Consider the following 25,210-nt stretch of genomic DNA (forward strand, 5'->3'; position numbering starts at 1 on the left):
GCAATGAATACGGCCCCGTTCAGGGGCCGTATTCATTGCGGGACCGCAGCCAGGACCCGGCCCCGCGTCGCACGCCTTTACGGAACAGTGCGCCTAGTAGCGCTGTTGCCCAGCCAGGTTCTCTTCCAGGATGCGCTGGTACAAGGCGTAGCGGGCCGGATCGATCGCGCCCGCCTGCAGGGCCGCGACCACGCCGCAGCCGGGCTCCTGCCGGTGGGTGCAGTTGTAGAAACGGCACTGCTCGATGGGCTGGGTGAACTCCGGGAAGCCGCGGATGATGTCTTCGCGGCTGAGGTGCTGCAGGCCGAAGGCCTGGAAGCCCGGAGAATCGATCAGGTCGCCGCCGGGCGCGGGCAGATGGTAGAGCCGCGTGCTGGTGGTGGTGTGCTTGCCCATGTCCAGCGCGGTGGAGTGCTCGCGGGTCGGGGCGGCAGCGTCCGGCACCAGGGCATTGAGCAAGGTGGACTTGCCCATGCCGCTCTGGCCCAGCAGCAGGCTGGTGTGTCCGGCCAGGCGCGGCGCAAGCAGGGTGTGCACCTTCTCGGGTTCCCGCGCGCTGAGTTCGATCACGTCCACGCCCAGCGCCGCGATCGGCGCCAGCCGGGCGCGCGCCGCGGGCAGTTCGTCCGCCAGGTCGGTCTTGTTCAGGATGATGATGGGTGCGATGTCCGCGCTCCAGGCGCCCGCCAGGGCGCGCCCAGTCAGGTCGTCGGAAAACGTGGGCTGCACGGCGACCACGATCAACAACTGGTCGACGTTGGACGCGAACTGCTTGGAACGCATTTCGTCCGATCGATACAGCAGATTGCGCCGCGGCAGGATGGCGTCGATGGCGCCTTCGTCCTTGCCCTGCGGCGTGATGCGCACGCGGTCGCCCACGGCGGCGCCTGCCTTCTTGCCGCGGGGGAAGCACTTGCGCAACGTGCCGTCGGCCAGCTCCACGGTGTAGTGGCGCCCGTGGGCGGCGATGATGCGGCCTTCGTTGGACCCGGCTTCCGGCGCGGTCATGCGGTGGCCGCCGTCAGGTGGCGGATGCGCACGGCGGCGGGCGGATGGCTGTCGTAGAAGGCGGAATGCACGGGGTCGGGAGTCAAGGTGGCGGCGTTGTCGTCGTAGAGTTTGACCAGCGCGGATACCAGGCGTTCCGGCGAGCTCTGTTCGGCCGCATAGCGGTCCGCTTCGAACTCGTCGCGGCGCGAATACCAGCTGGCCACGGGCGTGAGCATGAAAGTGAAGACGGGGATGACCAGGAAGAACAGCAGCAGCGCCATGGCGTCGTTGCGTCCGCCCAGCTGCGGCATGACGCCCAGCCCCACATAGAACCAGGGCTGCTGCGAGATCCAGCCCAGGATGGCGAAGAATGCCAGCGCGGCGGCAAAGCTGAAGACGATGCGCTTGACGATGTGGCGCTTGGCGAAGTGGCCGAGTTCGTGCGCCAGCACGGCTTCGATCTCGTCGCCATTCAGGCGCGCCAGCAGGGTGTCGAAGAACACGATGCGGCGAGAGCGGCCGAAGCCGGTGAAATAGGCATTGCCGTGGGCTGAACGGCGCGAGCCGTCCATCACGAACAGGCCGTTGAGCGCAAAGCCGCAGCGCTGCGCCAGGCGCTGGATGCGTCCGGCCAGCTCCGGGTCGGACAGCGGCGTGAACTTATTGAAGAGCGGGGCGATGAACATCGGGTAGACGATCAGCAGCGCCAGGTTGAACGCCGTCCACAGCGCCCAGGCCCAAACCCACCAGTAGGCGCCCGCGCTGCCCATCAGCCAGAGCACGGCGGCCGCCAGCGGCAGGCCCAGCACCGCCGCCACCAGCAGGCCCTTGAACGCATCGGCGGCGAACAGGCCGGGCGTCATGCGGTTGAAGCCGAAGCGCGCCTCCAGCTTGAACTGCCGCCACAGCGTGAAGGGCAGGCCCAGCACGCCCAGCAGCAGCGCCACCACCACCAGCAGCAGCATCTGCCGCAGGAAGTCGTTGCTGGTAAGCTGGGCCACCATCAGGTCGATGAACTGCAGTCCGCCCATCAGGGTCAGGACCACCAGCAGGATGGCGTCATAGGTGCGTTCCAGCATGCCCAGCTTGACCCGCGCCACCGTGTAGTCCGCCGCGCGCTGGTGGCTGGCCAGCCCGATGCGGTGAGAAAATTCGGACGGCACCTGGTCGCGGTTGCGCGCGACGTGGCGGATCTGGCGGCTAGCCAGCCACAGGCGCACGGCAATATCGGTCAGCAAAAAGGCAACGAACAGCAGTGTGAACATGGGCGATGCGGCTTGCTCAAATAGGTATGTGCGAAAATCGCGTGTTTTTACCGCCAGGCGGTCCCAAGGTAAGAAGCGCCCCATTGGGGCAGCATGCCGAAGGCGCCGCGTGGGGGTATTCCTTATAGGCAAATTATATGGCTGTGAATGAAAACCGCCTGGTCTGGCTGGACATGGAAATGACCGGCCTGGATCCCGAGAAAGAACGCATCATCGAAGTGGCCGTTGTGGTGACCGAGCCTGACCTGACGGTCGTGGCCGAAGGCCCCGTGCTGGTGGTGCACCAGCCCGACAGCCTGCTCGACGCCATGGACAGTTGGAACAAGTCCACCCACGGCAAGAGCGGCCTGATCGACAAGGTCAAGGCGTCCACGATTTCCGAGTCCGAGGCCGAGGATACGCTGTTGGCGTTTCTGGCGCAGCACGTGCCGGCGGGCAAGTCGCCGCTTTGCGGCAACACCATCAGCCAGGACCGCCGCTTCATGTTTGCTTACATGCCGCGCCTGGAGCAGTTCTTCCATTACCGCAACCTGGACGTGAGCACGCTGAAGGAACTGGCGCGCCGCTGGGCGCCGGCCGTGTACAAGGGCTTCGAGAAGAAGAGCCGCCACGAAGCGCTGGCCGACATCTACGAATCGATCGACGAGCTCAAGTACTACCGCGAACACTTCCTGAAGGTGTAAGCGGCCACTGTCCATGCCCGCCGCCCCGTCCGCCTGCGAGCCGCTCATCGGGGATCACCCGTCGATGGCGGCCCTGCGCGATCTGGTCGGCCGGGTCGCGCGCAGCAAGGCCAGCATCGTCCTCATCTACGGCGAGACCGGTACCGGCAAGGGGCTGGTCGCCCGCAACCTGCATGCGCAGTCGGCACGCGCGGCCAAGGGCTATACCGAGATCAACTGCGCCGCCATTCCGGGCAATCTGCTCGAATCCGAACTGTTCGGTCATGAGCGCGGCGCGTTCACAGGGGCGGTGGCGCGCAAGACCGGGCTGCTGGAAGCCGCCAACGGCGGCAGCGTGTTCCTGGATGAGATCCGCGAGCTGGACCCGGTCATGCAGGCCAAGATCTTGACGCTGCTGGACAGCCGGCGCTTCCGGCGCATCGGTTCAGTCCAGGAAGTTTCGGTCGACGCCCGCTTCATTGCCGCCACCAACAAGATCCTGCTGGGGGAAGTGCAGGCCGGGCGCTTTCGCGACGACCTGTATTACCGCCTGCAGGTGGTGTCGATCAACCTGCCGCCGCTGCGCGAGCGGGGCGACGACGTCATCGTGCTGGCGCACCGCTTCCTGGAGCGCTACAACGCCACCCACGGTAGCCGCTTCAGCGTCATCGATCCCGAGGTGCGGCGCATTTTCCAGGCCTATGCCTGGCCGGGCAATGTGCGTGAACTCAGCAATCTGCTGGAGCGGATCTGCATCCTGGAGGACGGCGACACGGTGCTGGCGCGGCATCTGCCACAACGCATTCTGCGCGAAGCGGCCAAGCCCGCGCCCGCGGCCTCGCCTGCCGCTGCGGGCAGCTATGCCGAGCAATCCGCGCAGTTCCAGCGCGGCCTGATCCGCTCGGCCTTGCAGGCCCATGGCGGCAATCTGGGGCGCGCCGCCGAGTCCCTGGGACTCACGCGGCACGCTCTGCGCCACCAGATGCTCAAGCTGGGGCTGGACGGCTGAAGCGCTATTCCGCGCTGATGTTGTGCTTGCGCGCGATGCCCTGCCACATCGCAAGCTCGTCGCGCACGCGTGTGCCGAACTCGGCGCTGTCCATGCGGGAAGGCACGGTGCCGTCCAGATCGAGCAATGCCTTCATTTCCGGCGAAGCCGAGATCTCGACGAGCGCGGCGTTGAGCTTGTCGATATAGGGCTGCGGCGTGCCCGCGGGCGCGAACACGCCGACCCAGATCTGCACCGAATATCCCGGCAAGGCCTGGGCGGCCGGCGGCAGATCGGGGAAGGCCGGGGAGGGCGCCTGCGCCGTGGTGGCCAGCAGCTTGACCTTCTTGCCCTGCACCACGGGGGCCAGCGTGCTGTAGTTGGACAGCATGACGTGGATCAGGCCGCCCGCCAGGTCGGAGGCGGCGTTGGCCGCGCCCTTGTAGGGCACGTGGGTCATGTCCGTGCCGGCGGCGTCGTCCAGCATGACCGTGGCCAGATGCGCCAGCGAGCCGACGCCGGCGCTGCCGTAGTTCAGGGCGCCCGGCTTGCCGCGCGCCGCCTCCAGCAGCTGTTTCAAGGAGTTGTAGGGCGTTTGCGCCGAGGCCGCGATGACCAGCGGCCCCTGTCCTATCATCGCCACCGGCGCGAACTGCTTCAGCGGATCATAGGGCAGGTGCGGCTGGGTGGCGGCGGTGGTCAGGAAGGTCGACGAGGTCAAGAGCAGCACCGAGCCGTCCTTGGCCGAACGGGCCACGTACTCGGAGCCGATCGCGCCGGCCGCGCCGCCGCGGTTTTCCACGATGACCGTGTTGCCGAGGCGGGCCGCGAGCTGCGGCGCGATGGCGCGGGCGATCGCGTCATTGCTGGCGCCGGCGGTGAATGGCACCACGATCTTGACCTGCTTGGGCACTTCCGTCTGGGCCGCTGCCGCGCCGGCCAGCAGGGACGCGGCCAGGAACAACGTTGTTTGCATGAGCGCTTTCATGATCGATTCTCTGGGAGAGCGAGGGTTGGAGCGGGCGCCGGATGCGGCGCCCGCGGCGTTCAGTCCGGCATGGGGACGGCGACGTCCAGCAGCGGCGCGTACTGCTGCGCGCCGAAGATGTCGCCGTCGCCCGCGGAGCCGCTGGGAGCCAGCCGGTAGATCGTGAACTTGATGGCCAGGCCGGGATCGTAATGCACGAAGTCCGAGATGCGGCTGTCGTCGATGCGGTAGAGAGCCGCCATGCTGGCGCGCGTCAACGCGCCGGAGCGCTTGACCGCCTCGTAGGTCGCGGGCTCGCGGAAGATGATGTCGAAAGTGATCTTGTTCACGCCCGCGTTCTTGCTGCGGATGGTCTTGGCCAGGGTGCTGAGTTTCTGGGTGCTCATGATCTTGCCGGCTCAGGCGCCAGCCTCGGTGAGGTGGGTCGGGAAGAGTTCGCCGGCATCGGCCACCGGTAAGGTGTGGTTCAGGGTCCAGCGGTAGGCGGCGCTGGTGCGCACCACCTCGTCCAGCGGGAACGACACGGAGCCGGCCGTGCCCTTCACGTCGGGCAGTCGGGCGTAGAACATCTGGCGCAAGCCCGTGAGCGTCAGTTCCTCGGCCATTTCGGCGGTCGGGGCCACGCCCTGGACCATGACGCAGAGCTCATGGCCGGGCTGGTCGCGCAGCGGTTCCAGGTCGCCCATGACGCCGTCGCGTCCGTAGACCTTGTAATGCAGTTCATAGCCCGAGTCGCCGAAGCGTTCGCGCACCTTGTCGCGCGCCCAGGCGATGACGCGGTCGACGTTGGCGATGGTGTAGGGATCGCGGATGCCGCAAAGTCCCATGTAGCGCTCGCCGACCTTGCCGGATCCTTCCAGCTTCACGCGCACCTGGGCGGCGGGCTCGAAGCGCGAACCCGTGATGCGGGTGGTTTTTTCGCTCAACTGCTCGTAGCGGCATTCGGCCATGTCCAGCCGGCCGCCGGCGAAGAGTTCCTCATAGGGGTTGGAGCGTTCGTACATGGCGTGGCCCGCGACCGAGGCGATGGTGCAGCGCTGGTCGGGGTGCATGGCGGTGACGCGCACGTCCTCGGCCGAGATCTCGCCCATCACGGTTTCCTTGCCGCCATAGGGTTCGGCGCAGAAGGAGGCGCATTCCAGCACCTTGCCCAGGTAATAGGCGCGGTCGGCGTCGTAGCCCTGGTGCAGGGCCGGAGCGGCGAACACGGCGGCGTCCGAGCTGCGCCCGCCGATGACCACGTCCGCGCCGGCTTCGAGCAGCTTGATATAGGGGTGCACGCCGGCCACCGCCACGATGCGGTCGCTGGCGTCGAGTTCGGCCTCGGTCAGGTCGGCGTAGCCGTCCAGGCCCGCCACTTGCTGGCCGTCGCGCAGGGCGCGGCGCACGCGTTCTTTGTCGACTTCCGAATAGAAATAGCCGACCTTGAACGGCGCCAGCTTATGTTCCGCGGCAATTTCCTTGATCAGGCGCACGTACAGGTCGACGCGGCTGTTGGAGCCGGTATCGCCGGCCGACCCGATGACCATGGGCACGCCCAGCTTGCGCGCGGCCAGCAGCATCTGCTCCAGGTCGTGGCGCTGCCAGGCTTGCGGGCTGGTGGAGGTATCGGAGCCCAGCGGCACCGGACCCACGTCGTCGCTGCCCGAATCGGCGGCGATGCAGTCCGGCCCGGCGGCCACGCCGAGCTGGAAGCTCTCGGTGCGCAAGGGGGCGAATCCTAAGTGCCCATTCGGGCAGATGATGCTCATGGAACGCATGGGTGTAGTCTCTTCAGTTGAGTCGTCCGGTCTCGCTCGTACCGGCCATGACTACAACGCAAGATGCGTGCCAGGTGGCGGGAACCGTAAACCCCGCGTATTTGCTGTGCACTTGGCGTGGCTTTCTCTGATTTGCGGGTAAATTTTCACGCAGTGAGTGAATTTCACGCATAACCGATCCGACCCTGCACCATGCCGCCTTCCCATTCCGTAGCCCAGATCCGCGACGCCGAACGCCAGACCCTGGCTACCGGCAGGCGCCTGATGCCCTTGGCCGGGGCGGCTGCGGCCCGTCATGTGGCGGCGCGGATCCGGCCGGGGGCGGTGGTGCTGGCGTTGGCAGGGCCAGGCAACAACGGCGGCGACGCGCTGGAAGCGGCGACCGGCCTGCGCGCAATGGGTCACGATGTGCGCGTGCTGTTGCCCTCGGGCGCGCAGGGCCTGCCCGCCGATGCCGCCCGCGCCTATGCCGGCTGGCAGGCGGCGGGTGGCGAAACCTGGTCCACGCTGGAGCCGGGTTTCGTGCCGGGATTGGTCATCGACGGCCTGTTCGGCATCGGCTTGAATCGCCCGCTGGGCGCCGACTGGCAGGCGCTGGTGGACACGGTCAACGCCTGGAACGTGCCCGTGTTGGCCCTGGACGTGCCCAGCGGTATCGACGCGGATAGCGGCGAGGCTCTCGGCCGCCCGATCCAGGCGCGCTGGACCCTGTCGTTCATCGGGCGGGCGAGGGGGCTGGAACGCCCAGGTCCGGGTCGCGATGCCTGCGGCATATCGGAAGTGGACACGCTGGGGGTGATCATGACCCCAGCGAACTGACCCGCCGTACCGGCTTGCGCGTTCAGGCGGGCTTGCCGCCGAAGCGCGCGGCGATATCCTCCGACAGCGGCGCGTAACGCTCGTTGTCGCGGCCGGCCAGCGCGTCCAGGTGCGCTTCCGACGCGTCGAACACCTGCCAGTAGACGCGTCCGCAGATTTCGCGGGCGGCATGCCCGGGCCAGTCCTCGGGCAGCATGGGGCCGGGCAGTTGCGGGTCGTGCAGGACGATGCGGCGCCAGCTGTGCAGCAGCATGACCCGCACGATGAAGGCTTCGGCGGGCGCGGGCGGGGTCTCCAGCAGCTTTTCCAGCGGGCCGAAATTCTTGGCGAACTGGCGGTACTGCTCGGCCAGTTCATCGAGGTTCCAGCATTGCGAGGCCAGGCTGGCTATCGGCAGGCCGCCGGCGCCGGCCAGGTCGCGGGCCGACAGCACCAGCGCCCGGTCCGGGATGCCCAGCTTTTCCAGGATGTCGTGCGCGGCGCTCGCCTCGGTGTGCGGATGGGCGAATAGCCCCGGCGCGATCATGCCGAACCCTTCCCAGACCAGTTCGCGGCGCAGTTCCGCGCGCTCGGCCAGCCCGTTGCCGGTGCGCGGCAAGGCGACCAGCGTCCATTCCCCGTTCCATTCCTGGGGCGGGCCCACATAGATGCGCTGCGAGGCGTGCGCCGTGTGGCGCAAGCCCTGCTCGGAAATCAGGTAGAGGCTGCGGCGCCCGTGGCGTTCCGATTGCAGCCAGTTCTGCGCCACCAGGCGGAAGACGCTGGTGCGCAGCAGCCGTTCATTGATGCCCAGCGGCGCCAGCAGTTCGATCAGGTCGCCCAGCCAGATGGCGCCGCCGTGCGGGGCCAGGGCGTCGCCGAGCAGGCTGACGCAGAGCGATTTCGCGCGCGGCGGATCGTTCTTGATCAGGCGTGACAGAAAGCGGTCCAGGGGCGACTGAGGGTTTGCCATTAGAGGGGGCCGCAGGCGGCCGATATCGGGATCCGCAATATGATACATAAATCCAATGTGATACAGATTTGAGTTTGACAATGAATTTTTTGTATTAAATAATCCGCCTATGACATGACGGCACTGCGGAACGTTTGCTTTGCGTTTTCGCAAACCGTCTTCAAGGAGACAAACATGTACGCTCAACTCGTCGAAACCGGCGTCAAGCAGGTCAAGACCGCGGACCAGCTCGAAGGCCGGGAACAGACGTTCCAGCGCCGGATCGACGACGGCGTCCGCATCGAGGCCAAGGACTGGATGCCGGACGCCTATCGCAAGACGCTCGTGCGCCAGATTTCCCAGCACGCGCACTCCGAAATCGTGGGCATGCTGCCCGAAGGCAACTGGATCAGCCGCGCGCCTTCACTCAAGCGCAAGGCCATCCTGTTGGCCAAGGTCCAGGACGAAGCCGGCCACGGCCTCTACCTGTACAGCGCCGCCGAAACCCTGGGCGTGTCGCGCGACGACCTGATCGACGACCTGCATGCCGGCCGCGCCAAGTACTCCAGCATCTTCAATTACCCCACGCTCAGCTGGGCCGACATCGGCATGATCGGCTGGCTGGTCGACGGCTCGGCCATCATCAACCAGATCCCGCTGTGCCGCTGTTCCTACGGCCCCTATGCGCGGGCCATGGTGCGCGTCTGTAAGGAAGAGTCCTTCCACCAACGCCAGGGCTACGACCTGCTGATGCAGATGTGCCTGCACGGCACGCCCGAGCAGAAGGCCATGGTGCAGGACTCGCTGAACCGCTGGTGGTGGCCGGCGCTGATGATGTTCGGTCCCTCGGATGCCGATTCGCCCAACAGCGCCCAGTCCATGGCCTGGAAGATCAAGCTCTTCTCCAACGACGAGCTGCGCCAGAAGATGGTGGACCAGACCGTGCCGCAGGCCGAATACCTGGGCCTGACGGTGCCGGATCCCGAACTCAAGTGGAACGCCGAACGCGGCCACTACGACTTCGGCGAGATCGATTGGTCCGAGTTCTACGCGGTGCTCAAGGGCAACGGCCCCTGCAACCGCGAACGCCTGGCCGCGCGCGTCAAGGCGCACGAGGACGGCGCCTGGGTGCGCGATGCCCTGGTCGCCTACGCCGACAAGCAGGCCGAGCGCAAGGCAGCCTGAACTCGCGTCCGGGCTCCACTCTTCTTCACCACCATTGCAAACCGGAGCGCGCGGCGCGCGCCCGGCATTCGAGGATATCCATCATGAGCAAAGACTGGCCTTTGTGGGAAGTGTTCATCCGCAGCCAGCACGGCCTGGCGCACAAGCACGTCGGCAGCCTGCACGCATCCGACGCCGAAATGGCGATCAATCACGCCCGCGACGTCTACACCCGCCGCAACGAGGGCCTGAGCATCTGGGTGGTGCGCGCCTCCGATATTTCGGCCAGTAGCCCGGGCGACAAGGATCCGCTGTTCGAACCGGCCAACAGCAAGGTTTATCGGCATCCCACGTTCTTCCCGATGCCCGAAGAAATCAAGCACATGTAAGACGGCGGGGGAGACATGGACAAGACTCTGTTTGAATACCTGCTGCGCCTGGGCGATTCCTCGCTCATCCTGTCGCAGCGGCTGGGCGCCTGGACCGGCCACGGCCCCATCCTGGAAGAAGACCTGGCGCTGACCAACACCGCGCTCGACCTGCTGGGCCAGGCCCGCATGTGGCTGACGCTGGCGGGCGAGGTCGAAGGCGCCGGCCGCGACGAAGACGCGCTGGCCTACCTGCGCGACGCGCACCAGTTCCACAACGTGCTGCTGGCGGAACGCCCCAACGGCAACTACGCCGACACCATGGCGCGCCAGTTCCTGTTCGACGTCTGGCACTACTTCCTCTTGCAGCGCCTGGAGCAGTCGGGCGATGAGCGCGTCGCCGCCATCGCGGCCAAGGCCATCAAGGAAGTGACCTATCACGTGCGCCGTTCCTCGGACATGGTGGTGCGCCTGGGCGACGGCACGGCGGAAAGCCACGCCAAGATGCAGGCGGCCATCGACGACGCCTGGCGCTTCACCGGCGAGCTGTTCGCCGACGATGCCATCGATCAGGACGTCGTCGCCCGCGGCATCGGCTGTGAACTGTCGGCCTTGCGCCAGCCCTGGCTGGCACACGTGCGCGAAGTGCTGGAAGAGGCCACCCTGACCGTGCCCGACGAGTCCGCCGCCAACCATCTGGCGTATCGCGGCGGCCGCCAGGGCAAGCACACCGAGGAACTGGGCTACGTGCTCGCTGAAATGCAGTTCCTGCCGCGCGCCTATCCCGGAGCCACCTGGTGAACGCGCTGGCGCCCGTATCCGCCGACCAGGTCTACACCTGGCTGCAGGAGGTCCCCGATCCGGAGATCCCCGTGCTGTCCGTGGTGGATCTGGGCGTGGTGCGCGACGTGTCCTGGGATGGCGAGGCCTGTGTCGTGGTCATCACGCCCACGTACTCCGGCTGTCCGGCCATGCGCGAGATCACCCAGGACATCCAGCAGACGTTGGCCCGCCACGGCATCGCCGAGGTCCGCGTGGAAACCCGCCTCGCGCCGGCCTGGACCACCGACTGGATGAGCGAAAAGGGACGTGAGGCGCTCAAGGGCTACGGCATCGCCGCGCCCGCCGAACGCGCCGTCGACATTTCGGGCATCAGCCGGCGCGCGTCTGGCCCCGCCATCGCCTGCCCGCGCTGCGGTTCGAAAGACACGCGCCTGGTCAGCAACTTCGGGTCCACGTCGTGCAAGGCGCTGTATCGCTGCGTGTCTTGCCGCGAGCCCTTCGATTATTTCAAGACTCACTGAGAGCGGTTTCGCAATGAGCCAGAACCAATTCCATGCCTTGACGGTGGCTTCGGTGGCGCGCAACACGCGCGACGCCGTGGTCGTGACCTTCGACCTGCCCGAGACGCTGGCGCAAGAGTTCGCCTTCCTGCCGGGCCAGTACCTGACGCTGCGCACCGAGCTGGACGGCCAGGAACAGCGCCGCTCCTACTCCATCTGTTCCGCGCCGAACGACAAGCTGCTGCGCGTGGCCATCAAGAAGGTGGACGAGGGCGTTTTTTCCAGCTGGGCCAACCATGAGCTGCAACCGGGCCAGACCCTGGAAGTCATGGCGCCGGCCGGCAACTTCACCGTCGATTTTTCGCCCGAGAACAAGCGCCACTATGTGGCGTTTGCCGTAGGCAGCGGCATCACGCCGGTGTTCTCGCTGGTCAAGACCGCGCTGTCGACCGAGCCCAATAGCAAGTTCACGTTGTTCTTCGGCAACCGCGCCTCGTCGGCCGTGCTGTTCCGCGAAGAGATCGAAGACCTGAAGAACCTCTACATGGAGCGCTTCTCGCTGGTTTACATCATGAGCCGCGAGACCCAGGACATCGAACTCTTCAACGGCCGCCTGGACGGCGACAAGGTCGACCAGCTGATGGCGGCCTGGATGAGTCCCGAGGATATCGATTACGCTTTTGTCTGTGGTCCGCAGACCATGACCGAAAGCGTGGTCGAGCGGCTGCAGGCCCGCGGCATTCCGAAGTCGAACATCAAGTTCGAACTGTTCGGCGCGCCCAAGGGGCCGCGCGCATTGCGCACCGGCCAGGACGCCCGCCAGGCGCCCGGCAAGGGCCAGTGCGAAGTGACCGTGGTGCAGGACGGCCACAGCCGCATGTTCGTGATTGAAAAGAATAAAGACAGCGTGCTGGATTCGGCGCTGGCGCAAGGGATAGAACTGCCGTATTCGTGCAAGGGCGGAGTGTGCTCCACCTGCCGCTGCAAGGTCATCGAAGGCGAGGTGGACATGGATGCCAACTTCGCCCTGGAAGACTACGAAGTGGCGCGCGGTTTCATCCTGAGCTGCCAGAGCTTCCCCGTCAGCGACCGCCTGGTCATCGACTTCGACCAGGAAACCTGACCCGGCCCGCGCCAGGCAGATAAAACCATATCCATTTGGAGAGACGCAGTGTCCCAACAATTCTTCGAACGCCACCAGCCCCTGCTGGAACAAGCCATGGCCGCAGCCTCCTTGCGCGGCTACTGGAGCCCGTTTGCCGAGTCGCCCAGCCCGCGCAACTATGGCGAGACCGCCAACGACGAGGGCCGCGCCGCCTTTGAAGCGCTGCAAGGCAAGCCTTTCCCGCTGAACCTGCATGACGCCGACGGCACCGTGGGCGGCGAGCAGTCGCCCTTTGGCTTCGACCTGGGCATCACCTATCCGCGCGTCCCCGCCGACAAGCTGATCGCCGCTTCCAAGCGCGCGCTGGAAGACTGGCGCCGCGCCGGTCCGCGCGCCTGGGTGGGCGTGTCGCTGGAAATCCTGGCCCGCCTGAACAAGCGCAGCTTCGAGATCGCCTATGCGGTCCAGCACACCACCGGCCAGGGCTTCATGATGGCCTTCCAGGCCGGCGGCCCGCACGCGCAGGACCGCGGCTTCGAAGCCGTGACCTACGCCTGGCAGGAAATGTCGCGCATCCCGGGCGTGGCCGTTTGGGAAAAGCCGCAGGGCAAGAATGACCCGATCCGCATGGAAAAGCAGTTCACCGTGGTGCCGCGCGGCGTCGCGCTGGTGATCGGCTGCTCCACCTTCCCGACCTGGAACGGCTACCCCGGCCTGTTCGCCAGCCTGGCCACCGGCAACACCGTCATCGTCAAGCCGCATCCCGGCGCGATCCTGCCCCTGGCCATCACCGTGAAGGTGGCGCGCGAAGTGCTGCAGGAAGCGGGCTTCGACCCGGACGTGGTGCTGCTGGCGGCGCACGCCGCCGGCGACGACACCGCGCAGAAGCTGGCGCTGGACCCGGCCGTCAAGATCGTCGACTTCACCGGCAGCACCGCCAACGGCGACTGGCTGGAGAACAACGCCCGCCAGGCGCTGGTCTACACCGAGAAGGCCGGCGTCAACCAGGTCATCATCGATTCCACCGACGACCTGAAGGGCGTGGCCCGCAACCTGGCGTTCTCGCTGGCCCTCTACTCGGGCCAGATGTGCACCGCGCCGCAGAACATCTATGTGCCGCGCGACGGCATCCAGACGCCGGAAGGCCGCGTCAGCTTCGATGAAGTCGCCGCCGCCCTGGGCGCCGCGGTCGAGAAGGTCGGCGCCGATGCGGCCAAGGCCGTCGAGTTGACTGGCGCGATCCAGAACCAAGGCATCGTCGAGCGCATCGAAAAGGCCCGCGCGCTGGGCCTGCCGGTGGTGGCCGACAGCAAGGCGCTGACGCACCCGCAATTTGAGAACGCCCGTGTCCGCACGCCGCTCTTGCTGCGCACGGAAGCCGGCAACGCCGCCATCAGCCAGGAATGGTTCGGTCCGATCGCCTTCGTGGTCGCCACGGATTCCACCACCCACAGCATCCAGCTGGCGCGCGACAGCGTGATCAAGCATGGCGCGTTGTCGCTGTCCGCCTACACCACCAGCGACGCCGTCGCCGACCAGGTGCAGGACGCGGCGGAAGTCTCGGGCGTGTCGCTGTCGCTGAACTTGACGGGTGGTGTGTTCGTCAACCAGACGGCCGCCTTCAGCGACTTCCACGGCACCGGCGCCAACCCGGCCGCCAACGCCGCGCTGTCGGACTCGGCTTTCGTATCCAACCGCTTCCGCGTGGTGCAAACCCGCCGTCATGTCTGAACGGAGCGGCTGACATGAGCTACCAGGATATCCAATTCGACCTGTCCGGCGGCATCGCGCGCCTGACGCTGAACCGTCCCGACAAGCTGAACAGCTTCACGGCCAACATGCACGGCGAAGTGGCCGAGGCGTTGACGCGCGTGGAAAACGAAGGCGCGCGCGTGCTGCTGCTGACCGGCGCCGGCCGCGGCTTCTGCGCCGGCCAGGACCTGAGCGAGCGCAAGCCCGCCGCCGACGGCACGCCGCCCGACCTGGGCGAGACCGTCGACAAGTTCTACGGACCGCTGGTGCGCCGCGTGAACGCCTTGCCCATGCCGGTGGTGGTGGGCGTGAATGGCGTGGCCGCCGGCGCGGGCGCCAATCTGGCGTTTGCCGGCGACATCGTCATCGCCAAGGCTTCGGCCACGTTCATCCAGTCGTTCTGCCGTCTTGGGCTGATCCCCGACACCGGCGGCACCTTCGTGCTGCCGCGCCTGGTGGGCCGCGCCCGCGCCATGGGCCTGGCCATGCTGGGCGACAAGCTCAGCGCCAAGCAGGCCGAGGAGTGGGGCCTGATCTGGCAATGCGTGGCGGACGAGGAGTTCGACGCCGCGCTGGAAAGCTTGGCGCAGCATTTCGCCAAGGCTCCGACCAAGGGCCTGGCTTTCACCAAGCGGGCCATGCAGGCCAGCCTGGGCAACGACCTGTCCACGCAGCTGGACCTGGAACGCGACATGATGCGCGAACTCGGCCGCAGCGCGGACTACGCGGAAGGCGTGGCCGCCTTCCTGGGCAAGCGCGAACCGCAATTCAAGGGGCAATAAGAATGAACGCACACGTTCCCGCGGTCGAAGTGCCGGCCGATCCCCAGGAGCTGGCGCAGGCCGTCGGCACCGTCATGTTTGCAGGCGACGCGGCGTCGCAAGGCCTGGACATGAAAATCGAGGAAATGGCGCCGGGCTACGCGCGCCTGACCATGCGCGTGCGCGCCGACATGCTGAACGGCCACAAGACCTGCCATGGCGGATTCATCTTCGCCCTGGCGGACAGCGCCTTCGCCTTTTCCTGCAATTCGCGCAACGTCAGCACGGTGGCGTCGGGCTGCACCATCGACTACCTGGCGCCGGGCTTCGAAGGCGACCTGCTGACCGCAGTGGCGCAGGAGCGCTCGCTGGCCGGCCGCACCGGCGTCTACGACGTAACCGTGACCAACCAGGATGGGCGTAACGTGGCGCTGTTCCGCGGCCGTTCCTACCGCATCAAGGGCCAGATCGTTGGCGTCCCCGCGGACGCTTGAGCCAGCCAACCAACCAAAGATACGGCCGCGGGCCGGGCCGCGAGCGGGCAGGGCTTCCGCCCGCCGCGCGACCGGGCTCCGCGCAGAGAGAATTTCAGGAGAGAGATAACCATGTCCAACACCATGAGCAAGCCGGGGCTGGATCCCATCGAGCATGCCAGCGAGGATGAACTGCGCGCGCTGCAACTGGAGCGGCTGAAGTGGTCGCTCAAGCATGCCTATGAAAACGTGCCGCACTACAAGAAGGCTTTCGATGAAGCCGGCGTGCATCCCGACGACCTGAAGCAGCTGTCCGATATTTCGAAGTTCCCCTTCACCACGAAGAAGGAACTGCGCGAGAACTATCCCTTCGGCATGTTCGCCGTGCCGCGCGAGCGCATCTCGCGCATCCATGCATCCAGCGGCACCACCGGCAAGCCGACGGTGGTGGGCTATACCCAGGGCGACCTGGACAACTGGGCCAACCTGGTGGCGCGTTCCATCCGCGCGGCGGGCGGCAAGCCCGGCGACACGGTGCACGTGGCCTACGGCTACGGCCTGTTCACCGGCGGCCTGGGCGCGCATTACGGCGCGGAACGCCTGGGTTGCACGGTCATCCCGATGTCGGGCGGACAGACCGAAAAGCAGGTGCAGCTGATCAACGATTTCCGTCCGGACATCATCATGGTCACGCCCTCCTACTTCTGCAATATTCTGGAGGAACAGCGCCGCCAGGGGATTGATCCGCGTCAAAGTTCGCTGCGCATCGGCATCTTCGGCGCCGAACCCTGGACCGGGCAGATGCGCGCCGACATCGAGACCGAAGCCGGCATCGACGCCGTGGATATCTACGGCTTGTCCGAAGTGATGGGGCCGGGCGTGGCCAGCGAATGCGTCGAGACCAAGGACGGCCCGGTGGTCTGGGAAGACCACTTCTACGCGGAAATCATCAATCCCGACACGGGCGAACCCGTGGCCGACGGCGAGCCGGGCGAGCTGGTGTTCACCTCGCTGACCAAGGAAGCGATGCCCATCATCCGCTACCGCACCCGCGACCTGACGCGCCTGCTGCCGCCGACCGCGCGCAGCATGCGCCGCATCGGCAAGATCACCGGCCGCAGCGACGACATGCTGATCGTGCGCGGCGTCAACATGTTCCCGACCCAGGTCGAGGAACTGGTCCTGAAGATCGCCCAGCTGGCGCCGCACTATCAGCTGGTGCTGTCGCGCAGCGGCAATATGGACGAGCTGGAAATCCTGACCGAACTGCGCGCCGAGTTTTCGACCCTGTCGGATGCGGAACGCGCGAACCTGGGCAAGCAATTGCAGCACGCGGTCAAGACGCATATTGGCGTCAGCGCGCGTATCCAGGTGTCGGACTCGGGCCATGTGGAACGCACGCTGACCGGCAAGGCGCGCCGCGTGATCGACAAGCGACCGAAATAAGGTCCTAAAAAAAGCAGCCGCAAGGCTGCTTTTTTACTTGATCGCCCCGCGCACGATGCGCCGGTACCAGTAGTGCAGCAAGGCGGCCGACAGTCCCAAGCCGACCATGGCCATCAGCCACATGCTGCCCGCGCCCTGAGGAGATCCAGGGACCAGGACGGCGCGCACGCCGTCCAGACCGCCGCGGCCCGGGCCGAAGCCGAACCACCAGCCGCCGACCAGGCCCACTCCCGCCAGGGCGACCACTTGCAGCAGCAGCGGCACCACCGCCACCTTGTAGGCGCGCAGCAGGTAGGAGTTGATGCATTGCATCGAGTCGAACAGATGGAACAGGGGCAGGACGGCCAGCAGTGTGGTCGCCACCGCGGCCACCTCGGGGTTGTTGGTATAGGCGGCCAGGATGAGCGGCCGGCCCGCCAGCAGCACCGCTGCGGTGAGCAGCGCGCCCAGGATGCCGAGCGTCAGGCCCGCCATGCCGGTGCGGTGCGCATGCGCGAGATTGCCCGCGCCGATGGCCTGCGCGGTCAGGGCGGCCGTGGCCACGCCCAGCGCCATCGGCATCATGTAGCAGAGCGCGGCCAGGTTGGACATGATCTGGTGGCCGCCGGTCACGAAGGTGCCTTCGCGCGCCACCAGCAGGGCCATGAAGGTAAAGGCCGACACTTCCACCAGATACGAGCCGCCCATGGGGATGCCCAGGCGCAACAGCTCCTTGAGCGTCTTCCAGTCGGGCTTGCCGACGTGCAGCTTGAAGCGCCGGTAGTAGCGGTCATGGGTGATGACCCACAGGCCCAGGCCCAGGCTCATCCACGACACCACGGCCGTCGCCAGGCCGGCGCCGGTGGCGCCCATGGCCGGCAGGCCAAGATTGCCGTAAATGAAGAGCCAGTTGAAGAAAGCCTTGAAGCCGATCGCCGTCAGGTTGATGGCCATGACCAGCTTGGGGCGCGAGACCGAGGTGCCCAGCGCGTAGATGGTGCGGAACACCAGGGCCGCAGGCAGCGCCAGCACCAGGGCCTGCAGATAGGAGCCGATGCGTTCGCGCACGCCTGGGGCGACTTCGCCCGACATGGACAGCCACATGTCCGGGAACAGCAGCAGCACCGCGCCGACCACCGACAGCCCCAGCGCCAGCCACACGCCCTGGCCCCAGCTGCGCCCAACCTCGAGGTTGTTGCCGGCGCCGAAGTGCTGGGCCAGGATGGGGATCAGGGCGTGCACCACGCCCATCAGCCCGACAAAGATGGTGATGTAGATGGACGCGGACAAGGCCATCGCCGCCAGGTCGGCGGCGCTGGAGTGGCCCGTCATGGCGGTGTCGAGCACGCCGAAGGAGATGCCGGCCCATTGGCTGACCAGTACCGGCCAGGCCTGCCGGGCTATGCCGCGCAGGGTGGCGCCGAAACTCATCGGCGCGGCGGACGCGGGCGTCATCGGGGGGCGCCGACTCTAAGCAGGCGGAACACTTCCTGGCGGTCGGCGCGCCGGCCACCTTGCCACAGTACTTCGGCGCCGTCGCTGTAGGCGGCGGTATTGTCCCGCAGGCTCTGGTTGCTGGTCTGTTGCAGCACCAGCGTGCACTTGGAGTCGAACGTGAACGTCAGGTTATTGAAGATCAGGAACGAGGCGCGCTGCCCGCTGCCCAGGCTCAGTCCGCGCACGCACTCGCCGGGGCGCACGTTCTGCTCCAGCGCCTGTGCCAACTGCCCAGACACGGTGCGATAGCTGCGGGCGTAGTCCACGGCGGGCTGCCACAGCAGCACCAGCAGGATCCACGTAACGGTCAGGCCCCCGGCCGACAGCACGGTGCCGCGCCACAGCGCCTGCGGCCGCACCCGCAGCCGCCAGACCACCAGCGCGATCCAGCCCACGGTAAAAACAATGGCCAGCGCGAACGCCACCCAGGAGATCTCGGGGTCGTAGCCGGTGGTCTGGCGCGCGATATTGCGGGAAATCTGTGCCGGCCATCCGAAGTGCAGGGCGACCCAGCCCAGCCAGACCGTGGTTGCCGTCAGCGAAAAGCACATGACGGCGAACCAGTCCAGGGTGTTGACCACGCCACGGCGCAGCGTGGGCAGCGAAAACGCGCCCAACACCGCGCAAGGCACGGCCAGCAGCACATATTCGGAGTCGGACGCTTCTTCCAGGCCGAACAGCACTGCCGCGGAGCACACCAACAGGGTCAGCGGCAGCCAGATATGGGGCGCATAAAGCCAGGCGCGCCAGCGCCAGATGGCCAGCAGGGCCAACGGCCAGGTGGGCCACAGGTACCAGGGCAGGTCGCGCAGGGTGCGCCCGATGTCATGCCAGGAGGGCACGGCGAAGGACGACAGGTTCCAGATCTTCCAGTTGCGGATCCAATACTCGCTGCTATGGCTGGCGGGAATCCACCAAGCCAGGATCAGAAGGGCCGCCAGCAGCGCGGCCCAGGGCAGCCAGCGGCGGCATTTCCACAGCCGGCTGCGCGGATAGAAGGCCAGGGCCGCGCCCACCATGATGGGGATGGCGCCGACCCAGCCGCGGGTCAGGAAGCTGGCCGCCAGGGCAATGCCCAGGGTGGTGCTGCCGGTGAAGGGCCGGTCTATGCTGCGCGCCAGCGAATAGAAGGCCAGCGCCTGCCACGCCATGATGGCGGGCACGACGGTGGTTTCGTGGGTGCGCTGCAGGATGCCGACCGTGGCCAGCAGCAGGAGCAGCGCGGCGTCGGCCAGCATGCGCCCGTAATCACGAGGTTCGGGTTCGCCGCCGAAGGGCAGGGCCAGCGGCTGCGCTTCGGCGCGGCGGCCCAGCAGGTAGGTGCCGTACCAGACGCTGGTCGCGGTGATGCCGAACCACAGCAGATTGGGCAGGCGGCCGGCGGTGATGTCGCCGATGAAGGGGCCGAACAGCCAGATGCAGATCGCGCCCACCCAGGTGATCAGCGGCCCTTCCTCGGCGTGGGCCAGGTGCCCCACCTGCGGCAGCAGCCAGGTGATGCCGCCTTCGCGGATCGCCGTGACCATGGTCGCCAGCCCCACCGCATCATCAGTTTTCCACGGGTCGCGCATGAACAGGCCGGCCACGATATAGGCCAGCGACAAGCCCAGCAGGATCAGCCTGGGCAGTTTCGCGGTGGCCACGGACGTGAGCCGGGCCGGAGTGGAAATGGAAAGTGGGGACACGGGCGTTAATGTAACCGAGTGGTCTGATTGCGCTAGTACCCGGCGTCAAGATTGAACTGCCAGGGAGAAAAAAAAGCAGCCCGGAGGCTGCCTTTTTGCTGCGGCTCCCGCGGGAGCGACAGGATCAGGAAGCGGACTTGACCGTGCCGGCAGTGCGGGCGAAACGGGCGCGGAACTTTTCCACGCGGCCGGTTTCGACGATGCGGGTCTGGGCGCCCGTGTAGAACGGGTGCGATTCGGAGGTCACGTCGCACTTGAAGAGCGGGTACGTCTTGCCGTCGATTTCAACGGTTTCGCGCGTGTGCACGGTCGAACGGGTGATGAACTTGTTGCCCGTTTGCAGATCGGCGAAGACGACTTCGCGGTATTCGGGGTGAATGCCTTCTTTCATGGTGCTTTCCTAGGGCTCTTCCGAGCCTTGCAAGTTGTTAGGGTCGCCAGCCAGGAAGCGCGGTAATCCCGTCCGCCCGGCAAATCCGCCGATATGCTCATCGGGTTTGCCCAGCGGCCGGATACTCGTCGACTATTCCAGCCACGTATCCAAAAAGTAACCCCAAATTCTAGCATGGGAATTTTGGCTCGGCCAAGAGGAAAGGAGGCCCTTGGGGAGGGGCGCCCTTGCCAAAATTGGGGTCGGATAAGGGTTTAAAGATCCGTGCGCAGCTTCCAGATCTCGGGGAACAGCACCACTTCCAGCATGCGCCGCAGGTAATCGACCCCCGACGTGCCGCCAGTGCCGCGCTTGAAGCCGATGACGCGTTCGACGGTGGTGACGTGGCGAAAGCGCCACAGGCGGAATGCGTCTTCCAGGTCGGTCAGCTTTTCCCCTAGCTGGTACAGGTCCCAGTAGCGGTCGGGCTCGCGGTAGACCGTCAGCCAGGCGGCCTCCACGCCGGCCGACGCCTGGTAGGGCTGGGTCCAGTCGCGTTTGAGGTGGTCGGCCGGCACGTCCAGGCCGTGGCGGGCCAGCAGCCGCAAAGCCTCGTCGTACAGCGACGGGGCTTCATAGGCGCTGCGCACCTGGGCCAGCAGGTCGTCGCGGTGCGCATGCGGCTTGAGCATGGCGGCGTTCTTGTTGCCCAACAGGAATTCGACCTGGCGGTACTGGTAGCTCTGGAATCCGCTGGAACGCGCCAGATAGGGGCGCAGCGCGGAGTATTCGGGCGGGGTCATGGTTGCCAGCACGTCCCAGGCATGGACCAGCTGTTCCATGATCTTGCTGACGCGGGCCAGCATCTTGAAGGCGGGTTGCAGCCGGTCGGCGGCCACGTTGGCGATGGCGGCGCGCAGTTCGTGCAGCATCAGCTTCATCCAGAGTTCGCTGGTCTGGTGCTGGATGATGAAGAGCATCTCGTTGTGCTCGGGCGACAGCGGATGCTGCGCGCCCAGCAGTTCGTCCAGATGCAGGTAGTCGCCGTAGGTCATGTCGCGCGTGAAGTCCAGCTGCGCTTTTTCCTGGCGGACGATGTCCTCGGGGCGTTCGGAGTGGCTCATGCGCGGTCTCCCTGGCAGGGCGGGGCGGCGCGGCGCGCGGATGCGGGCAGGGCGCGCCACGAGGGCGCATGGGGACGGGCGCAGGCAAGCGCCGCGTGCGGATCGGAATGGTGTTTCATGGTCGAGCTTCCAGAACTGGCGGCCGATTTCGGATCGGCCGCCCATGGCCAGCGGACCAGCCTACAGTTCGCGCAAGACGGCGCGGACCGGGCTGGCATCGGCCTGGACCAGCGCCAACGGCAGTGCGATCAACTCGTAATCGCCTTCCGGCACATCGTCGAGCACCAGGTTCTCCAGTACCCGCATGTCGTGCCGCAAGATCGTGTGGTGGCTGTCCAGGGTCTTGCTGGACGCGGGGTCGATGCTGGCCGTATCCAGGCCAATCAGCATGACGCCGCGTTCGGCCAGCCATTCGATGGTCTGGGGCGCGTAGGCGGAAAAATCGTCGGTCCACCAGTCCTGCGCGGCATGCTTGGCGGTGCGGACCAGCACGCGGGGCGGCAGGTTCAAGGCCGCATGGGCCACGTGGTCCACCGTGATGAGGGGGCCGCAATCGATGGCGTGTATGACGCGACAGGGCCCCAGGAACGGTTCCAGGGACACCGCGCCGATGGCGGCGGCGCCGTTCTGGTAGTGCAGGGGCGCGTCAGCATGCGCGCCGATGTGCGGCGACAGCGTGATTTCGCTGACGTTCACCGGGCAGCCGGGCGTAAGCGACCATTTCCATTGCTGGCGGTACGGCGTGTCGCCAGGAAAGACTGGCGACGCCGTGGAGACGGGCGGGGAGATGTCCCACAAGCGTTTCATGTCAGGCGGAATGGGTCGGAAGATGCGTTAAGCCTAAAACAATTGCGGGCGCTAGTCTAACGAATTCGGGAGCTGTCCGCAGCCCCTACAGGCCGCCGAGTTCGGCCATGGAGATGACCGTCCCGGCGGCGACGATCAGATGGTCCACCAGCCGGATGTCCACCAGCGCCAACGCCTGTTTCAGGTGCTGCGTGAAGCCGCGGTCCGCGGCGCTGGGCTCGGCCAGGCCGGACGGATGGTTATGGGCGATGATCAGGGCCGCTGCATGGTGCCGCAGCGCCTCGCGCACGACCTCGCGGGGGTAGACCGATGCCTGGGACAGGGTGCCGCGCGCCAGCTCGCCCGTGGCGATGAGTCGCAGCCGGTTGTCCAGATAGAGCGCGATGCAGTGTTCCACCTGGCGGTGCCCCAGCGCCATTTTGCAATATTCCTTTACCTGCAACGGGTGGGCCAGGTTGCTATTGCGGGTCAGATCCTCTTCGATGGCGCGGCGCGCCAGTTCCAGCAGGGCGACCAGCATGCAGGCCTTGGCCGCACCCAGGCCGGGGACCGCGGTCAGTTCCTCGGGCGTCGCGCCCAGCAGGCCCCGCAGGCCGCCGAATCTGGCCAGCAACTGGCTGCCCAATTGCACCACGTCCAGGCCGGGAATGCCGGTGCGCAGGGCGATGGCGAGCAATTCCGAGTCCTGGAGCGATCCGGCGCCGTGGCGCAGCAAGCGCTCCCTGGGGCGCTCGTGTTTGGGCAGCCGATCGGACAATTTCATAAGAGGCTCTAAAATCAGGGTTTATTCAATTGCATATACGGTGGCAGATCTTGAGCATCGCCTCTAACGAAGTGAACGTTTTTGTCCGTCCGGATTCCTACCTGACGCTGCACTACCGCATCACGCTGGCCTCCGGGCCGGGCAAGGATTCCGTGTTCGCCGACACCTTCGACGGCCGTCCCGGCACGCTGCAGATGGGCAGCGGCCAATGGGCGCCCGGCCTGGAAGCGGCGCTGGTCGGCCGCGCCGAAGGCGAGCGCTTCAGCGTCACGGTCGAGCCGGCCGACGCTTATGGCGAGCGCAACCCCGAGCTCATCCAGCGCGTCACGCGCGCCATGCTGGCTGAGCATGCGGGCGCCGACGCCACCTTCGAGCCGGGCGACCTGGTGGAATTCGCCGCGCCCAATGGCGGACGCTATTCGGGCGTCCTGAAGGAAATCAACGACGAATCGGCCCTGTTCGATTTCAACCACCCGCTCGCGGGCATCAGCTTGCGGGTCGACGTGGCGCTCTTGGGAGTCCTCTGATGAGCCAGGTTGTCACCGCCGCCGACGCCGAAGTCCTGCTGGCGCAGCCGCGCGGCTTCTGTGCCGGCGTGGATCGCGCCATCGACATCGTCGAACGCGCGCTCGAACTGCACGGCGCGCCCATCTACGTGCGCCACGAGATCGTCCACAACCGCTACGTGGTCGAAGACCTGCGCGCCAAGGGCGCCATCTTCATCGACGAGCTGGACGACGCGCCCGCCGGCGCCATCGTGGTGTTCTCGGCGCACGGCGTGTCCAAGGCGGTGCGGGCCGAGGCCGATTCGCGCGGGCTGCGCGTGTTCGACGCCACCTGCCCGCTGGTCACCAAGGTCCATATCGAGGTGGCCCGCATGCGCGCCGCCGGCCGCGAGATCATCATGATCGGCCACAAAGGTCATCCCGAAGTCGAAGGCACGCTGGGCCAGGCCCAGGGCGGCATGTACCTGGTCGAGACCGTCGAGGACGTCGCCGGCCTGCAGGTGGCCGACCCCGAAAACCTGGCCTACGTCACGCAGACCACCTTGTCGGTGGATGACGCGGCGGCCGTGTCGCGGGCGCTGAAGGAGCGCTTCCCCAGCATCGTCGAGCCCAAGAAAAGCGATATCTGCTACGCCACCCAGAACCGCCAGGACGCGGTCAAGGTGATGGCGCCGGATTGCGACCTGGTGCTGGTGGTGGGCAGCCCCAATAGTTCCAACTCCAACCGGCTGCGCGAAGTGGCCGAGCGCAAGGGCGTGGCGTCCTACCTGATCGATGGTGCGCAGTCCATCGATCCGGCCTGGCTGGTGGATCGCAAGCGTATCGGCGTGACGGCGGGCGCATCCGCGCCCGAGATCCTGGTGCAGCAGGTCATCGACCGGGTCAAGGAATTGGGCGCGGTGTCGGTGCGCACCATGCCGGGCCTGGAAGAGAATGTGGCGTTCCCGCTGCCCAAGGGCCTGTCCCGCAAGTCGGCGCAGACGGAATCGCTGGAATAAGCAGGCGGGCGCCGCGCGACCGCGCGGCGCTGCCGCATCAGAACATCAAGGAGACTTCATGCAGTTGTACAGCTACTTTCGCAGCTCGGCCGCGTACCGGGTGCGCATCGCCCTGAATCTCAAGGGGCTGCCCTACGAATACCTGCCCGTGCATCTGCTGAAGGACGGCGGCCAGCAGCTGTCGGCGGATTACCGCAAGGTGAATCCGACCGCGCTGGTGCCCACGCTGGTCGACGGCGACGCCGTCATCGGCCAGTCGCTGGCCATCATTGAATACCTGGAAGAAACGCATCCCGAGGTGCCGCTGCTGCCGGCGGACGCGATAGGCCGCGCTCGGGTGCGCGACCTGGCGCTGGGCATCGCCTGCGACACGCATCCCTTGAACAATCTGCGCGTGCTGAAGTACCTGAAGCACACCCTGGGCGTGGACGAGGCCGCCAAGACCGCCTGGTACAAGCACTGGGTGCATCAGGGCCTGGAGGCCCTGGAGGCGCAGCTGGCGGGCTCTGCCGCCACCGGCCGTTTCTGCCATGGCGACACGCCCACGATCGCCGACCTGTGCCTGGTGCCCCAGGTGGCGAACGCCCAGCGTTTCGACTGCGATCTGTCGGCCATGCCCAACGTCGTGCGTATTGATGCCGCCTGCCGCGCGCTGCCGGCCTTCGATGCGGCCGCGCCGGGCAAGCAGCCCGACGCGGAGTAGCGGCTAACCGGGTGCGGACCGGC

At 66.6% G+C, this 25,210-nt stretch carries 27 protein-coding genes; 15 read left to right on the plus strand and 12 right to left on the minus strand.

Annotated features, from left to right (window positions below):
• Positions 1-93 precede the first annotated feature (93 nt).
• A complete protein-coding gene (gene rsgA, locus AXYL_RS08705) occupies positions 94-1,008 on the minus strand; it encodes a ribosome small subunit-dependent GTPase A (RefSeq protein WP_013392428.1) in 915 nt (304 codons plus the stop codon).
• Positions 1,005-2,255, minus strand: coding sequence for a M48 family metallopeptidase (locus AXYL_RS08710; protein ID WP_041652860.1), 1,251 nt, complete (start codon positions 2,253-2,255; stop codon positions 1,005-1,007). Before AXYL_RS08710 ends, rsgA begins: the two co-directional genes overlap by 4 nt.
• A 137-nt stretch (positions 2,256-2,392) precedes the next feature.
• Here AXYL_RS08710 and orn point away from each other — a divergent pair, with 137 nt between their 5' ends.
• Positions 2,393-2,938 carry an oligoribonuclease gene (gene orn / locus AXYL_RS08715; protein ID WP_013392430.1) on the plus strand — a complete coding sequence of 182 codons (546 nt, stop codon included), beginning with the start codon at positions 2,393-2,395 and terminating at the stop codon, positions 2,936-2,938.
• Positions 2,939-2,951: 13 nt separating this feature from the next.
• A complete protein-coding gene (locus AXYL_RS08720; RefSeq protein ID WP_041652865.1) occupies positions 2,952-3,926 on the plus strand; it encodes a sigma-54 interaction domain-containing protein in 975 nt (324 codons plus the stop codon).
• A gap of 4 nt (positions 3,927-3,930) precedes the next feature.
• Here AXYL_RS08720 and AXYL_RS08725 read toward each other — a convergent pair whose 3' ends face one another.
• The 3 genes from AXYL_RS08725 to AXYL_RS08735 all read right to left on the minus strand — a co-directional run bounded on the left by AXYL_RS08725 (position 3,931) and on the right by AXYL_RS08735 (position 6,653).
• Positions 3,931-4,881, minus strand: coding sequence for a tripartite tricarboxylate transporter substrate binding protein (locus AXYL_RS08725; protein ID WP_237709984.1), 951 nt, complete (start codon positions 4,879-4,881; stop codon positions 3,931-3,933).
• A gap of 71 nt (positions 4,882-4,952) precedes the next feature.
• Entirely contained in the window at positions 4,953-5,279 is a 327-nt protein-coding gene (locus AXYL_RS08730) for a DUF4387 domain-containing protein (protein ID WP_013392433.1), read from the minus strand.
• 12 nt (positions 5,280-5,291) lie between these two features.
• Positions 5,292-6,653 (minus strand): acyclic terpene utilization AtuA family protein, encoded by a 1,362-nt coding sequence (locus AXYL_RS08735; RefSeq protein WP_013392434.1) that lies wholly within the window; start codon positions 6,651-6,653, stop codon positions 5,292-5,294.
• A 192-nt stretch (positions 6,654-6,845) separates the two neighbouring features.
• Here AXYL_RS08735 and AXYL_RS08740 point away from each other — a divergent pair, with 192 nt between their 5' ends.
• The gene (locus AXYL_RS08740; protein ID WP_013392435.1) at positions 6,846-7,472 is read left to right on the plus strand and encodes an NAD(P)H-hydrate epimerase; all 627 of its coding nucleotides are present in this window, start codon (positions 6,846-6,848) and stop codon (positions 7,470-7,472) included.
• Positions 7,473-7,494: 22 nt separating this feature from the next.
• On the opposite strand, the gene paaX is transcribed toward AXYL_RS08740, so the two are convergent.
• Positions 7,495-8,424 carry a phenylacetic acid degradation operon negative regulatory protein PaaX gene (gene paaX, locus AXYL_RS08745; protein ID WP_013392436.1) on the minus strand — a complete coding sequence of 310 codons (930 nt, stop codon included), beginning with the start codon at positions 8,422-8,424 and terminating at the stop codon, positions 7,495-7,497.
• 174 nt (positions 8,425-8,598) lie between these two features.
• Here paaX and paaA point away from each other — a divergent pair, with 174 nt between their 5' ends.
• The 9 genes from paaA to paaK all read left to right on the plus strand — a co-directional run bounded on the left by paaA (position 8,599) and on the right by paaK (position 16,755).
• Entirely contained in the window at positions 8,599-9,588 is a 990-nt protein-coding gene (gene paaA / locus AXYL_RS08750) for a 1,2-phenylacetyl-CoA epoxidase subunit PaaA (protein WP_041655302.1), read from the plus strand.
• An 83-nt stretch (positions 9,589-9,671) separates the two neighbouring features.
• The gene (gene paaB / locus AXYL_RS08755; RefSeq protein WP_013392438.1) at positions 9,672-9,956 is read left to right on the plus strand and encodes a 1,2-phenylacetyl-CoA epoxidase subunit PaaB; all 285 of its coding nucleotides are present in this window, start codon (positions 9,672-9,674) and stop codon (positions 9,954-9,956) included.
• Positions 9,957-9,971: 15 nt separating this feature from the next.
• Positions 9,972-10,736: a 1,2-phenylacetyl-CoA epoxidase subunit PaaC gene (gene paaC, locus AXYL_RS08760; RefSeq protein WP_013392439.1), complete on the plus strand. Its 765-nt coding sequence runs from the start codon at positions 9,972-9,974 to the stop codon at positions 10,734-10,736.
• Entirely contained in the window at positions 10,733-11,239 is a 507-nt protein-coding gene (paaD, locus tag AXYL_RS08765; protein ID WP_013392440.1) for a 1,2-phenylacetyl-CoA epoxidase subunit PaaD, read from the plus strand. The genes paaC and paaD overlap by 4 nt, the downstream gene beginning before the upstream one ends.
• Positions 11,240-11,252: 13 nt before the next feature.
• Complete coding sequence (gene paaE / locus AXYL_RS08770) at positions 11,253-12,341, plus strand: 1,2-phenylacetyl-CoA epoxidase subunit PaaE (RefSeq protein ID WP_013392441.1); 1,089 nt, start codon at positions 11,253-11,255, stop codon at positions 12,339-12,341.
• Positions 12,342-12,389: 48 nt separating this feature from the next.
• On the plus strand, positions 12,390-14,054 hold the full coding sequence (paaN, locus tag AXYL_RS08775; protein ID WP_013392442.1) for a phenylacetic acid degradation protein PaaN: 1,665 nt from the start codon (positions 12,390-12,392) through the stop codon (positions 14,052-14,054).
• A gap of 14 nt (positions 14,055-14,068) precedes the next feature.
• On the plus strand, positions 14,069-14,857 hold the full coding sequence (gene paaG / locus AXYL_RS08780; RefSeq protein WP_013392443.1) for a 2-(1,2-epoxy-1,2-dihydrophenyl)acetyl-CoA isomerase PaaG: 789 nt from the start codon (positions 14,069-14,071) through the stop codon (positions 14,855-14,857).
• Positions 14,858-14,859: 2 nt separating this feature from the next.
• Complete coding sequence (paaI, locus tag AXYL_RS08785) at positions 14,860-15,330, plus strand: hydroxyphenylacetyl-CoA thioesterase PaaI (protein ID WP_013392444.1); 471 nt, start codon at positions 14,860-14,862, stop codon at positions 15,328-15,330.
• A gap of 111 nt (positions 15,331-15,441) precedes the next feature.
• The gene (paaK, locus tag AXYL_RS08790) at positions 15,442-16,755 is read left to right on the plus strand and encodes a phenylacetate--CoA ligase PaaK (protein ID WP_013392445.1); all 1,314 of its coding nucleotides are present in this window, start codon (positions 15,442-15,444) and stop codon (positions 16,753-16,755) included.
• A 33-nt stretch (positions 16,756-16,788) separates the two neighbouring features.
• Here paaK and AXYL_RS08795 read toward each other — a convergent pair whose 3' ends face one another.
• The 6 genes from AXYL_RS08795 to radC form a co-directional block, all read right to left on the minus strand.
• Entirely contained in the window at positions 16,789-18,189 is a 1,401-nt protein-coding gene (locus tag AXYL_RS08795; RefSeq protein WP_013392446.1) for an MATE family efflux transporter, read from the minus strand.
• A complete protein-coding gene (locus tag AXYL_RS08800; protein WP_041652883.1) occupies positions 18,186-19,916 on the minus strand; it encodes an ArnT family glycosyltransferase in 1,731 nt (576 codons plus the stop codon). The genes AXYL_RS08795 and AXYL_RS08800 overlap by 4 nt, the downstream gene beginning before the upstream one ends.
• A gap of 124 nt (positions 19,917-20,040) precedes the next feature.
• The gene (locus AXYL_RS08805; protein WP_006218255.1) at positions 20,041-20,307 is read right to left on the minus strand and encodes a type B 50S ribosomal protein L31; all 267 of its coding nucleotides are present in this window, start codon (positions 20,305-20,307) and stop codon (positions 20,041-20,043) included.
• Between the two features lie 254 nt (positions 20,308-20,561).
• Positions 20,562-21,410 (minus strand): tryptophan 2,3-dioxygenase, encoded by an 849-nt coding sequence (kynA, locus tag AXYL_RS08810; protein ID WP_013392448.1) that lies wholly within the window; start codon positions 21,408-21,410, stop codon positions 20,562-20,564.
• A 180-nt stretch (positions 21,411-21,590) separates the two neighbouring features.
• The gene (kynB, locus tag AXYL_RS08815; protein WP_013392449.1) at positions 21,591-22,217 is read right to left on the minus strand and encodes an arylformamidase; all 627 of its coding nucleotides are present in this window, start codon (positions 22,215-22,217) and stop codon (positions 21,591-21,593) included.
• Positions 22,218-22,302: 85 nt separating this feature from the next.
• Positions 22,303-22,980, minus strand: a complete 678-nt coding sequence (gene radC / locus AXYL_RS08820; protein ID WP_013392450.1) for a RadC family protein — start codon at positions 22,978-22,980, stop codon at positions 22,303-22,305.
• 50 nt (positions 22,981-23,030) lie between these two features.
• Between radC and AXYL_RS08825 the strand changes: the two genes are divergently transcribed.
• From AXYL_RS08825 to maiA, 3 genes are read left to right on the plus strand one after another with little or no spacing between them, the layout of a single operon-like run.
• On the plus strand, positions 23,031-23,507 hold the full coding sequence (locus tag AXYL_RS08825; protein ID WP_080551049.1) for an FKBP-type peptidyl-prolyl cis-trans isomerase: 477 nt from the start codon (positions 23,031-23,033) through the stop codon (positions 23,505-23,507).
• Positions 23,507-24,484, plus strand: a complete 978-nt coding sequence (ispH, locus tag AXYL_RS08830) for a 4-hydroxy-3-methylbut-2-enyl diphosphate reductase (protein ID WP_013392452.1) — start codon at positions 23,507-23,509, stop codon at positions 24,482-24,484. Before AXYL_RS08825 ends, ispH begins: the two co-directional genes overlap by 1 nt.
• A 58-nt stretch (positions 24,485-24,542) precedes the next feature.
• Positions 24,543-25,187 carry a maleylacetoacetate isomerase gene (gene maiA, locus AXYL_RS08835; RefSeq protein WP_013392453.1) on the plus strand — a complete coding sequence of 215 codons (645 nt, stop codon included), beginning with the start codon at positions 24,543-24,545 and terminating at the stop codon, positions 25,185-25,187.
• Positions 25,188-25,210: the final 23 nt, after the last annotated feature.

Source organism: Achromobacter xylosoxidans A8 (genome assembly GCF_000165835.1).
Classification (GTDB): Bacteria; Pseudomonadota; Gammaproteobacteria; order Burkholderiales; family Burkholderiaceae_B; genus Achromobacter; species Achromobacter xylosoxidans_B.